This window comes from Maribellus luteus, assembly GCF_003576475.1.
Classification (GTDB): Bacteria; Bacteroidota; Bacteroidia; order Bacteroidales; family Prolixibacteraceae; genus Draconibacterium; species Draconibacterium luteum.
In genome coordinates, this window is record NZ_QWGR01000003.1 from 553,939 (window position 1) to 568,102 (window position 14,164).

The 14,164-nt window shown below is 44.6% G+C and carries 9 protein-coding genes; all 9 read left to right on the forward strand.

The features are described from left to right. Nucleotides 1–11: 11 nt before the first annotated feature. The 9 genes from D1614_RS07885 (at nucleotide 12) to D1614_RS07925 (ending at nucleotide 14,102) form a co-directional block, all read left to right on the forward strand. A complete protein-coding gene (locus D1614_RS07885; RefSeq protein ID WP_119437443.1) occupies nucleotides 12–1,157 on the forward strand; it encodes a glycoside hydrolase family 18 in 1,146 nt (381 codons plus the stop codon). A gap of 139 nt (nucleotides 1,158–1,296) precedes the next feature. Beyond that, the gene (locus D1614_RS07890; RefSeq protein ID WP_119437341.1) at nucleotides 1,297–2,433 is read left to right on the forward strand and encodes a DUF1735 and LamG domain-containing protein; all 1,137 of its coding nucleotides are present in this window, start codon (nucleotides 1,297–1,299) and stop codon (nucleotides 2,431–2,433) included. A 474-nt stretch (nucleotides 2,434–2,907) separates the two neighbouring features. Further along, nucleotides 2,908–3,642 carry a GntR family transcriptional regulator gene (locus D1614_RS07895; protein WP_119437342.1) on the forward strand — a complete coding sequence of 245 codons (735 nt, stop codon included), beginning with the start codon at nucleotides 2,908–2,910 and terminating at the stop codon, nucleotides 3,640–3,642. Between the two features lie 41 nt (nucleotides 3,643–3,683). Further along, nucleotides 3,684–4,625, forward strand: coding sequence for an ROK family protein (locus tag D1614_RS07900; RefSeq protein WP_119437343.1), 942 nt, complete (start codon nucleotides 3,684–3,686; stop codon nucleotides 4,623–4,625). Between the two features lie 22 nt (nucleotides 4,626–4,647). Further along, entirely contained in the window at nucleotides 4,648–5,802 is a 1,155-nt protein-coding gene (locus tag D1614_RS07905) for an MFS transporter (RefSeq protein ID WP_119437344.1), read from the forward strand. After that, the gene (locus tag D1614_RS07910) at nucleotides 5,783–8,179 is read left to right on the forward strand and encodes a GH92 family glycosyl hydrolase (protein WP_119437345.1); all 2,397 of its coding nucleotides are present in this window, start codon (nucleotides 5,783–5,785) and stop codon (nucleotides 8,177–8,179) included. The genes D1614_RS07905 and D1614_RS07910 overlap by 20 nt, the downstream gene beginning before the upstream one ends. 26 nt (nucleotides 8,180–8,205) lie before the next feature. Next, nucleotides 8,206–10,836 carry a glycosyl hydrolase 2 galactose-binding domain-containing protein gene (locus D1614_RS07915; RefSeq protein WP_119437346.1) on the forward strand — a complete coding sequence of 877 codons (2,631 nt, stop codon included), beginning with the start codon at nucleotides 8,206–8,208 and terminating at the stop codon, nucleotides 10,834–10,836. Between the two features lie 70 nt (nucleotides 10,837–10,906). Beyond that, nucleotides 10,907–12,196 carry a GH36-type glycosyl hydrolase domain-containing protein gene (locus D1614_RS07920; RefSeq protein WP_119437347.1) on the forward strand — a complete coding sequence of 430 codons (1,290 nt, stop codon included), beginning with the start codon at nucleotides 10,907–10,909 and terminating at the stop codon, nucleotides 12,194–12,196. A gap of 136 nt (nucleotides 12,197–12,332) precedes the next feature. Then, complete coding sequence (locus tag D1614_RS07925) at nucleotides 12,333–14,102, forward strand: class I mannose-6-phosphate isomerase (RefSeq protein ID WP_119437348.1); 1,770 nt, start codon at nucleotides 12,333–12,335, stop codon at nucleotides 14,100–14,102. The last annotated feature ends 62 nt before the right edge of the window (nucleotides 14,103–14,164 follow it).

Consider the following 14,164-nt stretch of genomic DNA (forward strand, 5'->3'; position numbering starts at 1 on the left):
GTAAATACGAAATGAAAACAAGAAATATAAAAATATCACTACTGGCCTTCCTTATGGCTGCCCTGTTTACAGGATGCAACGATTGGCTGGAAACAGAATCTGTAAATGATACGGATTTAAATACCACAATTAAAAGCGAAGAATACTATGCAGCCCTTCGGGAATGGAAGAGTACACCGGGGCTCCCGCAGGTATTTGTATGGTTCGACAACTGGAATGGCATTTCTCCCACCGGAGAAAACAGTCTGAGAGGATTACCCGACTCTGTAACCATTGCTTCCAACTGGGGAGGGCACCCTAAATTCGATCTTAGCCCCGAACGTAAAGCTGACATGGAATACGTGCAGCAAGTAAAGGGTACTAAAGTGGTCGTTACGCTTTTTTCGGCAAAGGTAGGAGACGATATGCCCGAAGATGAAATCTATAATATTGGGAACAGTTCAGACGAAGCGGTTGTGAGACCGGCGATCCGCAAATATGCCGAAGCAATTTATGATGCTGTTGTTGCGGCAGGTTACGACGGTTTTGACTGGGACTATGAGCCCTATTACGGAGGTATGTTTGATGCCTACCTTTGGTTGAACGATGTACAAAGCCGGATCTTCATCGAAGAACTTGGCTATTGGTTTGGTCCGGGTTCTCAACGAACAGAGCGCGATGGACGAAAACCAGCCATTCCCGGATTGCTGTTCCTTGTTGACGGAGAAGTTGGCGTAGGAAAAGGAATGGGCCTGGATTGGGAGTCGCAATATATCGACTACTTTGTTTTACAGGCCTACGGCTCAACTTCTGATGCCAACCGTACTTACCGGGTAAGTGGTGTTTTAAGGGATATGGCCAAACACATTGAGTCCGGAGCAATTACCGAAAAAGAAGTGGTACGCAGAACGATCCTTACGGAGAACTTTGAGTCGTATGCCAATTCAGGAGGCGGATTTCTTGGAATGTCAGAGTTTATTTTTAAGCCTGAAGAGCTAAATCAGCAAATTGGCGGATGCGGACTGTACCGGTCTGGTTTTGACTACGCACCAAAAGGAAAAGGTGACTACAATGGATCGCCTGAATACTACTTCCTCCGCAAGGGGATTACCAACATATTCAGGATATTCAACGAAAGACAAAATGCTGCGGAACAAAGTTCTGAAGCAGCGAAATAGCATTGATTTGTAACACGAACAAAAGAAATGAAACAAGCATGTCAATATTTCAACCAGGAACATAATTATCCCTCAGTTGACGGGCATGCAGGTTTCATCCGTCGGTTGACGGATCGCTAAAAATTAAAAATTCAAAGGAATGAAAAAGATATATGCATTAAGTTTTATCATCACATGCCTGGGCATTCTTTTCTCAGGCTGCGACGATGCCGAATATGGAGTTATCGACAATAGCATTTATTTAGGTGATGCGGTTACTTCCAAATCTGCCACCTTGACCATGGAAGAAGAAGTGGTCATTAATGTTAATGTGCGCCTTGCCAAACAAGTGACCAACGATGTGGAGGTTACCATCAAGTTAATCCCCGAATTAATCGATTCCTATAATGAAGAAAATGCTACGGAATATTATCCGGTACCTGATTTTCAGCTGCCTGAAAACGCAAAAGTGATTATCCCGGCTGGAGAAATAAGCTCTGTTTATTCTTTTAGCGTTAAAGACTTCGATACGGGAGGAAAGCAATATGCCCTGGGAGTTGAACTAGGTGATGTACTGGCCGGAAATGTGACTAAATCGGTATCGCAATCCAGGTTTATTTACCTGCTGTCTAAACCCCTGAAAGTTTCGGTTCCTGTTCTTAACGGAAGAACTGGAAAGATTACGATGGCACCGGAAACCGATTGGGAAATCACCACGAAAGAATGGTCGCTTGAGTTTTGGGCACGTATGTCGGGATACAACAGAAACAACCAGGCAGTCTTTAGCACCGGGAGTAAAGATCATGAGATTTATATCCGCTTTGGCGATGCCAACAGGCCTTATAATTATTTACAGATTAAAACGCTGGGAGGCCAGGTTCAAACAGATTCGGATCTGAAGGCAAATCAATGGTACCACTGGACTTTTGTGTACGACGGAACAAGTCTTACCATCTACAGAGACGGACAGCAGGATATTAAATTTAATCCACCCGCTCCTAAAGGAGGTGCTGTTCGTTTTGATTACATGAAGATGATCTCCAGCGGATCGTATTTTGTCGATCAGTGTGCGATGAGCCAGGTGCGTTTATGGAAAACAGCGATCTCTCAGTCGCAAATTGAGAACAATATGTTCTTCTCTGTAAATCCGAACAATGCTGATTTACTGGGTTACTGGCCCATGGACGAAGGTGATGGAAACTCATTTACAGACATAACGGGTAACGGTCACAACGGAACTGCCGACGAAGGCGTGGTAGTAGGTTGGGAGCACAACATACGTTTTGACCAGCAGTAGTTTACCAAACCAATATAAAATAGTGGTTGAATCATAAAAACTGAATCTTGAAACAAAAGTGCCATCCGCTATTCAGCAGAATGTTCTGTTAGAGATTTAGTTTCGAAGTACTAATTAGTCAAAGGAGCTTTATGTTCCTTTGACTAATAACTCAAACACTTAGTCCGCAAATACTAACCTTCTTGCATCTCGTGGGAATCGATCCGTTCAAATATTCCCAAATGGGTTAATCAGAGAATGATCGGGTAATAGTCTTTCTTTTATAAAAAATCGATTGAACTTCCAATTCCCTTTACTCCGTACCCCTCTCTCTTCCTTTCCATTATACTTCTTACTGAGATGATCCTCAAATTGGCAATCTCAAGTACTTCCTATTCAAAAACTGAGCAGCAAGCGTCTTCTCTTCTGCCAAAATTTTCCCATGGTCCTTTCATTAATTTGCCTACATTTGCAAATGTATGAACATTTGAACAAATGAATTTTAAGATAGACCATTCAGCTAAATTGCCTCTGCATTACCAGGTAGAGGAATTGTTAAGACAATTGATTGAGCAACCCAACTACCAAAACGGGAAATTCCTCCCCCCCGAAGTAGAGCTGGCCAACCAGCTGGGCGTCAGCCGAAACACAATTAGGCAAGCCACCAACAAACTGGAATACGAAGGATTGATCGTCCGGAAAAAAGGGTTCGGGACAAAGGTTGCCGGCAAATCAGTAACAACACAGCTTGACAGCTGGCACTCGTTTACCCAGGAAATGACCGAAAAAGGCATCTCGTTTAAAAACTACCTCGTAAAAGCCCAACTGGTGGAAATCAACGAGAAGATTGCCACCTTTTTCAACATCCCACCCAAATCGAAGGTACTCTTGGTTACCCGTTTACGTGGCGATGAAACAGCCCCTTTTGTGTATTTCGAAAGCTACCTCCATCCCCGCATCGGTGTTTCAGAATCCGAAGATTTTACTCAGCCCCTGTACGAATTGCTGGAAACAAAGTACAAAACACCGGTAAGTAATTCCCAAGAGAAAATTAAAGCAAGGATCGCCTCGAAGATAACCGCCGACCGGCTTCGGATTAAACAAGGCGAACCCGTACTGATCCGCGAACGCTTTGTAAGCGACCCGGGAGACCGGCCGGTGGAATACAACATTGGCTTTTACATCGCCGAGAAATTCACTTATTCCATCAACATAAAGCGAGAACGGTAAATCAAGCACTCTTTTGGAAAACGACATAAACCAATAACAACATGATTAAAAAGAATTTAGCTATCGGAATTGACGTAGGAGGAAGCCATGTTAGTTGTGCTGCCTTCAATTTGAATGAAAAGAAATATCTGCCGGGAACCTTTGCAGAGAGCGAACTGGATAATCATGGTCCGGCGGATGAGATTATTGCTGTGTGGAGCAAAACGATTGCTTGTTCCATCGAAGCTGTTGGTTTGGAAAACCTGTCTGGAATTGGATTTGCCATGCCTGGCCCTTTCAACTATGAAAAAGGAATTCCGCTATTTACCGGAGAAAATAATAAGTACGAAAACATTTATGGGATTGATGTTCCGGCAGCATTGCGAAAGTCGTTGAATCTTCCGGGCGACTTCCCGATCCGCTTCATCAATGATGCAACAGCATTTGCCATTGGCGAAGATTGGGCCGGGAAAGCTCAAGGCAGCAAGCGGTCGTTATCGATTACGCTGGGAACCGGCTTTGGCTCGGCTTTTCTGAAGGACAATCTTCCGGTTACTTCGGGCGATGATGTTCCGGAGCAAGGCTGTATTTGGCACCTTCCTTTTAAAGACGGAATAGCTGATGATTACTTTTCAACCCGGGGATTGGTTGGCCGCTATCAGCAAAAAACAGGGAAATCGGTCAAAGGTGTTAAAGAGATTGCCATAAGCGCACCAACAGAAGAAGTTGCTCGTGAGCTTTTTAACGATTTTGGATCGCAACTGGTGAATTTGTTGCAGCCCTGGTTAGAGCGTTTTCAGGTGGAAGTTTTGGTTATTGGAGGAAATATTGCCAATGCTTATGATTGGTTTCAGCCAGCTTTAACGGCAGCCTTAAAAGATAACAACTGTGCAGTGCGTGTAGAAATATCAAGCCTGAAGGAAACGGCTGCCATTATCGGTAGCGCTGTTTTGGCTGACCATTCTTTTTACGCGCGGGTAGAACCTTTATTGGCTGAAATGTAATCCGAATCTAAACCAACTAAATATGACAAAATCAAAAATTTCCTTGAAACTAGTGGCTCCAGTCCTGATGAGCTTTTTCGTTATGAGCTTTTGCGATCTTGTAGGGATTGGTGTTGATCGTGTAAAACTGGAATTTGGCTTGTCCAACACCATGGCTCAATTAATTCCGTTAGCCGTTTTCTTCTGGTTTTTCGTCCTGTCTGTTCCCGTTGGAATTTTGCAGGATCGGATTGGAAAGCGAAATGTGCTAAACCTGGGAATGGCCGTGACTGCCGTTGGGCTTCTCGTTCCTTTTTTCTTTTATTCCTTCGGAATGGTTTTGTTTGGCTTTGCCCTACTGGGAATTGGAAACACCATTGTCCAGGTTTCAGCTAACCCATTGCTGGTAGATGTGGTGCCGGATCAAAAGCGATCAAGCTTTCTGAGTTTCTCTCAATTTGTCAAGTCCATCGGATCAATGTTGGCCGCTCCGTTAGCAGGTTGGCTGGCCTTGGTTTATGGCGACTGGAAGCTTTTATTTGCAGTATTCGGAGTGGTGTCTATTTTGGCTATTTTGTGGTTGGGTCTAACACCCGTTGAGGAAAGCCGAAACATGGAGAACCGGGCAACCTTTGCTTCTTCATTTAAGTTGTTGGGAAATGGATTTATTGCCCTGATGGTGCTCTGTATCTTCTTGGTTGTGGGGATTGATGTTGGAGTAAATGCGGTTTCCGGACAGTTTCTATTGCACAAATTTTCGTCGGCACAAACCTTGGCTGAGTCAGGGCGCAGTTTCTATTTCTTTGGAAAGTTACTTGGCACCTTGGGAGGAGCTATTTTGTTGGCGAAATGGTCTTCGCGAAAGTTCTTTATCGGTTCATCTATAGCCGGCGTTCTTTCTTTGTTAGCTTTAATTTTTGCACCTACCGAGACACTGGCTTTGGTTGTTATTTTCATCGTAGGCTTAGGAATTGCCAATATTTTTCCACTCATTTTTTCACTTACAGTAGAGCGTTATCCTACCCGAACCAATGAAATTTCAGGCTTAATGATTATGGCCATCGTTGGAGGGGCTATTCTGCCTCCGGTAATGGGATGGGTGGCCGATGCCTTCAATATTACCGCAAGCTTTGTGGTCTTACTCGCAGCAATTGTTTTCATCTTAATCGTATCAATTTATGGCTTTCAGAAAAAATAAAAAAAGGTTGCAGTGGTTGGCAGCAGGCGTATTTGCACTGCTGGTAGCATGCAGTCCAAAGGGCAATCCAACAGCTTATGACGCCTTACAGTATGTCGATCCTCAAATCGGTTCGGTGCACGGACGTTGGTTTTTTTACACGCCGGCAGCCTTGCCTTTTGGGATGGCCAAGTTGGCTCCGCACACCAATGCTTATGAGGGCGAAGGAAGTTGGTCTCCTCAAGGATATGATGATCGGCATCGTTCCATCGAAGGTTTTGGGCATTTTCATGAATTTCAGATTGGTGGGCTGGTAGTCATGCCAACAACGGGAGCATTGAAAACGGTTCCCGGAACGTTGGATGAGCCGGATACAGGCTATCGCTCTCGGTTTGATAAGGCTAGCGAAGAGTCAATACCTGGTTATTATTCGGTGTTTTTGAAGGATTACGACATTCGGGCTGAGCTAACTGCGACGGAGCGCGTCGGTTTTCATCGTTACACGTTCCCAAAGTCGGAGCAGTCGAACCTGATTATTGACATTGGGCATAAACAAGGTGAAAGTAGCACGGTAACTGATGCCTTTATTCGGATGAACGAGAAAAAACAGCTGGAAGGTTATATCGAAACGTACCCGGTGTACCTTACTTTTTGTGATCCGGATAACCGGGTGAAAATGTACTTTGTCATTCAGTTGGATAAAGAACCGGAAGCTTTCGGCTCGTTTGTCAATGAGCAACAGGAAGCCGGTAAAGCCGAAAGCAAGGGAGTTGACAATGGCTTTTACCTCTCATTTCAAACCGATGAAAATGAATTGGTTGAAATGCAGGTGGGCTTGTCGTACACGAGCATAGCCAATGCACGCAATAATTTGAATGTGGAAGCTGAGGGACAGACGTTTGACTCGGTAAAAGAAACCGCTGCATTAAAATGGAATGAAAAACTTTCCCGCTTTCAGGTGGAAGGAGCCACCGAAGCTGACCGGACCAAGTTTTATACGGGCTTGTACCATGCCCTGTTGGGACGCGGAATAGCGAGCGATGTGAATGGTCAATACATTCAGTATGACAAAACAATTGGGCAGATTCCGTTGGATGAATCGGGTACACCTCGTTATCATCAGTACAACACAGATGGTATTTGGGGTGGTTTCTGGAATCTTGGGCAGCTCTGGGCGCTGGCTTATCCCCGCTACCTGAGTGAATATGTCCAGTCCAATATCGACTTCTCGAAAGTAAGTGGCTGGCTGCACGATGGAATGGCTGCCGGAACCTACACAAACGGAGTCCAAACCAACTTTCAGGGCTTGCTAATGGCTTCGGCTTACAATGCTGGTATTCGCGATTTTGAGGTTGAAACAGGCTATAAAGCAGCCTTGAAAAATGAAGTGGAATACCACGGTCGAAACCTGGGAAATGGGAAATATGATTTGCATTATTTCGTAAAGAATGGCTATGTGCCATCAAAAGATACGGTGATTGTCAATGGTTGGGTGTTCAACTTTGGAGCATCTCACACCCTGGAATATGCTTTTAGCTCGTATGCCGTAGGGCAATTTGCCAAAGCATTGGGACATAAGGCTGATTACCAAAAACTGATGACTCAGGCCGGAAACTGGGCAAATATTTTTGACCCGGAAACCCGTTTTATCCGGCCGCGCTACGAAGATGGCCGCTTTATTGAGAACTTCAATCCGCTGGAAGGATGGCGTGGTTTTCAGGAAGGGAATGCCTATCAATATACCTGGTATGTTCCGCATGATCCGGCTGGTCTGATCGAAAAAATGGGGGTTGATACGTTCAACGTTCGTTTGGAGAAAACATTTGTCGAAAGTCAAAAATCATTGTTTGGAGGAGGTCGCGAGGTGCACAGTTTTTCAGGTGTGGAGAAGCTGTACAATCAGGGAAATCAGCCTTGCCTGCACCAGGCCTGGTTGTTCAATTACTCGGGCAAGCCTTGGCAAACCCAGCATTGGACACGAACCATTTGCGATGAATTTTATGGAACAGAACCACTGCATGGCTATGGTTTTGGGCAGGATGAAGACCAGGGACAGCTGGGCGCCTGGTATGTGATGGGGGCACTTGGGTTATTCGATGTTCAGGGGCATGCGGCAATGAATCCATCCTTCCAGTTCGGAAGTCCGATGTTTGACAAAGTGACCATTCAACTGGATGAAAACTATTACGAAGGAAAGACTTTGGTTCTCGAAACCCGCAACAACTCCAAAGAAAATAAATACGTACAGTCGGTTACGTGGAATGGCCAGCCTGTGGAAAATTGCTGGATCTCGCGAAATGAACTGATGAAAGGGGGAACCCTGCTTTTTGAAATGGGTAGCAGCCCTAATAAAAACTGGGGAGTAGGAACGCCTCCTCCGTCTATGACAAAGGAGTAGAATCAGTCAACCTAAAACCAAAAGTGATGAGTAAAAATTCTGTTTTAACGGTGTTCTTTTTGTTCGCATTTGTGTTTATGGGGCTTGCCCAGGGAGAGGAAATTCTGTTGAACACAGGGTGGAAAGCGAAACGGGCGAGTGAGCTTCCGGTGGATGGCACTGTGATTTCTTCGGCTGACTTTGAGTTTTATGATTGGATGGATGCTCAGGTGCCGGGAACGGTGTTGACCACCATGCTGAAAAATAACAAAGTGCCAGATCCTTTTTACGGGTTGAACAACGAGCTGATTCCTGATATTTACGATACGGGAGCAGATTACTATACGTTTTGGTTTCACAAGCGTTTGCCGAAGCTGGAATTGCAGGAGGGGCAACAGGCTTGGCTGAAATTCCGTGGAATTAATTATTCGGCTAACGTCTTTTTGAACGGACAGCGTGTGAATACCGATACTCATCATGGTATGTTTCTTCGGGAAAAGTACCTGATCACGCCATTTTTGAATCAAGAGGATGGTGCTGTCAATAACCTGGCAGCAATCGTGCATCCGCCCAATCCGGTTGGGCATGCCAATGGCGGGCAAGGAGGTGATGGAACAATTGCCCGGTCGGTTACACAGCAGTTTACCGCTGGCTGGGACTGGATTTGTCCGATTCGCGACCGAAATACAGGAATTTGGGATCAGGTTGCCATTGAAATTACCGGACCTGTGGATATTCAAAATCCATTTGTTCGTTCAAGGGTGCCTGGAAAACGAACTCCGGGGAAGAAGCAAAAGCCGGCCTTTTTAACCATTTCTGCGGAATTGGTTAATGCAACAGCAGAAGATCAGAAAGGGGTTTTAGTTGCCAAAATAGGCAATCAGAAGTGGACTTTGCCTGCTATGCTTAAGGCTCAGGAAAAAGTTACACTAAGCTTTCCTGAGATTAAGATGGAGAATCCGAAACTGTGGTGGCCGAATGGATGGGGTGAAGCAAACTTGTACCAATTGGAATTGAGCTTTCAGCAGAATAATACGCAATCGGATAAAGAAGCAGTCAGTTTTGGAATACGCGAAACCGGAACTTATTTTGATCAGGAAGTTGGTGGGCGTGTGTTCCTGGTGAATGGTCAAAAAGTATTTATTAAAGGCGGAAACTGGATTGCTTCGGATGCACTGTTGCGACTTTCGCCCGAAAGGTATGAGGCAGAGGTTCGGATGCATGCGGAGATGAACATGAACATGATCCGGGTTTGGGGAGGTGCGATGCCTGAACGACCCGAATTTTATGAGGCCTGCGATAAATACGGACTCCTGGTGTGGCAGGATTTGTGGGTGTCGGGCGACTGCAATGGGCGCTGGCCCGATCCAAAGAAAAAAGAGTCGCAAGCAAGAAGACAGTCGTATCCAGATGATCATTCGTTGTTTCTGACTTCGGCTATCGATCAGATTAAGATGCTTCGGAATCATCCGAGTTTATACCTGTGGTGCGGCGGCAATGAATTTCCACCGCCACCCGATATTAACAAGCAATTGGAAGAACGGATTTTCCCGGAATTTGATGGTACCCGTTACTACGTTAATGAGTCGACCTCAGACAGTATTCTTCGAAATACGATTGGCGGAAATGGCGACGGACCATATGGTATTCAGGATCCACTTCGTTTTTTTGTGGTGGAGTCGTATCCGTTTAATCCGGAGTTGGGATCGGTGGGCGTTCCCAATGTTGAGGCCATGCGCAAGATGATGGATGCAAAGGATTTGGTTCCTCCGCGCAATGACCGGCCGAACGAGGAGTGGCGCTACCATAAGTACATCGGCTACGGAAATACCATTGAGCAAATGGGTGAAATCAAAGGGATTGAGGATTTCTGTAAAAAGGCTCAATTGGTCAATTACGAGCAATACCGGGCGTTGCAGGAAGGCTTTAATGCGGGCATGTGGAATCAATATACCGGGATGCTGGTGTGGAAAAACCAAAATCCATGGACTGCTTTACGCGGACAGTTTTACGATGTGTTTCTGGATCAGACAGGTGGTTTTTATGGTTATCAGCATGGCGCAAGCCTCCTTCATGCTCAACTCAATCTGAATGATTCTACCATTTGTGTGATGAATCAAACGCTTTCAGATGTCACCGATCTTACCGTTGTAGTGCAGTTGATCGGGCTGGACGGAAAGCTTTTGCATGAACGAACCTTCAAGCTTGATGTTGAGGCCAATGCCTATAAAAATGCCGGACGACTGTTTGAACATGAAAAGCCGGAGGGATTTTATTTTGCTCGTTTAAGCCTGAAAAACAAACAGGATGAACTAATTGATGAAAATCTTTATTGGTTGGTGAGCGAACCTTCCGATTGGCAACAACTCGATAAACTCGCTCCGGTAAATCTTCAGGTGAATTTGAAAAGAACGGAAGGAAGCCATTACCTGGTAGATATTTCCAACAAGGATCAGTCAACTGCCTTTTTTATTCGATTGAAAATTACGGATAAAGAGTCTGGCGAGTTGATGCTGCCTGCTTTTTTTGAAGATAACTACCTGACCCTTTTCCCCGGTGAGCAAAAGCAAATTGCGATTGATCTATCGCACCTACCTAAAGAGGTAGATCTCAATAAACTTCAGCTGGAATTGGCTCCCTGGAATGGAAAACAGATCATCAAAACTTTTAATGAATAATGGCAACGGCCCCGTCGGTCGTTGTCCTGTGTGTCAAACAAAACTTTATTAATCAACAACTTTAATAGATATGAAAGCAATTATTGCTATTTTCTTAGTACTTGGAATGACGTGTTGTACGTCGAAATCAACTCAGCCGAATCTTAAAGATCAGATTCGAAACAATGAATATTTTGCGTTTACAAAAGCAAAAGCACTCGACATTGTCAAAACAGGTTTTAATGCCGGCGATGGTTATGGCGAAGTGTGGATTCGCGATTACAACACCTTTATTGAACTTTCTGCGGAAGTCTATCCTCAGGAAACTTTGAAAGAAAACCTGCGTGTTTTTTTCCGTTTGCAGGGAGATGATGGAAACATTATTGATGGATTTATTCCGAAAGAGAAAGCAAAGGCATCGGAAGGTGGTTACGACTATATTTTTACCGACCTGGAGCCGAACTATGCCGGGCATAAAAATACGGTTGAAACCGATCATGAAACATCATTGGTTCAGGCCGTTTACAAGTATGTGAAGAAAACCGGGGACACCGCGTTCCTGCAGGAGAAAATTGGTGACAAAACGGTTGCTCAACGCCTGGAGTGGTCTATGGATTTTCTGTCGAATGAACGCTGGAGTGATCAGTATGGATTGATCTACGGCGCAACTACTGCCGATTGGGGAGATGTGCAACACAGCCATCCTTGGGGTGTTTATATTACAGATGACACCAAATTTTGTCTTGACATTTATGACAATGCCATGTTGGTGATTGCGTTGAACAACTTAATGGAGCTTGTTCCTGAAACCAAAAACAAGTGGGAACCCATTTGCGATGGAATTGCAAAAAATACGATGAAATATTTGTGGGACGAGCAGAATCAAAAGTTCATTCCACACGTGTATCTCGATGGTTCTCCATTCCCAGCCGACTTCGACGAAAACCAAATTTACTACCACGGAGGTACCGCTACAGCCATTGAAGCCGGTTTGTTGTCAAAAGAGCAAATTAAGATTTCGCTCAACAAAATGATTGAAAATGTCAAAGCATCGGGAGCTGGCTCAATTGGCTTAACCATGTATCCTCCCTATCCCGAAGGTTCGTTTGAAAATAAAGGCATGTATCCGTATGGTTATCAAAATGGCGGAGACTGGACCTGGTTTGGTGGCCGTATGATTCAGCAATTGATCAAGTATGGTTTTGTTGATGAGGCGTATGAGCAAATGCAGCCTATGGTTAAGAGGGTAAAGGAAAATGATGGCTTTTTTGAATGGTACACAGTGGATAATCAACCTGAAGGTTCAGGTACTTTTCGGGGTTCAGCCGGTGTATTGTACAAAGCTATTTTGATGTTTGAGGACTACGCGAAAGAGGAGTAAGAGAAAAAGGCTCAGGAACAGGCAAAGGCAAAGAGCCAAGAGGAAAATGGAAACGGGAACAAGTTAGATCGTGAGATTTAGTCTTGTGTCCAGGTTCTTGTTTCTTGAATCTAAATTGAAAAAGATAAAGCAAAATATGAGTACACAGAATTGGAGAAAGACGAGCCAGTATTTGATGCCGGCTCAAAAGGAAGAGGAAAGTGCAGGCGATTATGGCTTGTACCCGGCCCATTCGTTGGGCGAAGGAAAAATACACTTGGGGGTAGAGAGTTTGGTTGAAGAGCTTGAAAAGCATGAAACGATTATAATTGATGGTTACCAGGGCGTGTTTTTCGGAACACTGAAAGAGAAGCTAGATGCACAGTTTAAACAAAAGGGGATTGATGTAAACTGGATTGATGTTGCGGAATATTTAAAACCAGAGGCCGAAATCAATGCGCTTATCGAGCCATTTCTTGGGGGTGATGATCCGATTTTTGGTAAACGGGCAACCATTGAGTTGATTGATCTTTTTGACACAACACGATGGAGTGAAATTCAGGATAAAATTACTTCAGGAAAGAACATAATTTACGGCGTAGGAGCTAGTCTTGTAGGAATCGAGGGCTTGTTGGTATACGTTGATTTGCCTAAAAACGAATTACAATTCCGGGCTCGTGCGAAGACGATTACCAATATCGGGGCATCGAAGCCGGATGAGATTAAGCCCATGTACAAACGCTTCTACTTTGTAGATTGGGTGGTTCTGAACAAGCGCAAACAGGAATTGCTATCGAAGATTGATGTGCTTGTTGATGAGCAGCGTTTGGATGAAATAACCTGGTTAAAGGGAGACGATTTAAGGCAAGGATTAAATGAAATAAGCAAAAATGTATTCCGGGTGCGGCCATGGTTTGAACCCGGTGCTTGGGGCGGTCAATGGCTTGGCGAAAAGGTGAAAGGATTGAACAAAGAGGTGCCGAATTATGCCTGGTCGTTTGAGTTGATTGTTCCTGAAAACGGCTTGGTCTTTGAAAGCTCAGGTTATGTTGCTGAGGTGTCGTTCGATGCGGTTATGTTTCAGGAGGGCGAGAATGTCTTGGGCCAAGCGCATCCTCAGTTTGGAGCCGAATTCCCCATTCGTTTCGACTTTTTGGATACCTTCGACGGAGGAAATTTGTCCATTCAATGTCACCCTCATTTAGACTACATTCAAAAGCATTTTGGTGAAAACATAACCCAGGAGGAAACCTACTACATCTTGGATGCAGCACCCGATGCGAAATGTTATCTTGGTTTTAATGAGGATATTGATCCCAAGGCTTTTGAAGCTGATTTGAAGTACAGTTTTGAGAACAATGAGCCCATTGACATTACCCGCCATGTGCAAGTATTGGACTCGCACAAACACGATTTGTTTTTGATTCCTCCGGGTACCATTCATGGTTCAGGAATTAATAACCTGGTGCTGGAAATTAGCTCAACTCCCTACATTTTTACCTTTAAAATGTATGACTGGCTGCGTTTGGACATGGATGGAAAACCGCGTCCGATCAATATTGAGCGGGGAATGGAAAATGTTTGTTTCGACCGAAAAGGCGATTATGTGACCGAGAAATTGGTGGCAAAACCGACCTTGTTGGAGGAAGGTGCCGGATGGAAGTTGTATCATTTGCCAACCCACGAAAAGCATTTGTATGATGTGCATCGCTTCCATTTGACCGGAGAAGTTGAGGTGCAAACCGAAAACCGTTGCCATGTGCTGAGCTTGGTTGAAGGAAGCAGCATTTTGGTAGAGACGGAGAATGGCCTGAAGAAGCGCTTTAACTATGCCGAAACATTTGTGATTCCTGCTGCTACAGGTTCCTATAAAATAACCAATGAGGGAGAAGGCGAAGCCTTGGTCGTAAAAGCATTTGTGAAATAGTAGCAGATGCCGTCATTGCGAACCGAGGAACGAAGGTGAAGCAATCTTTCGATAAATCGTAG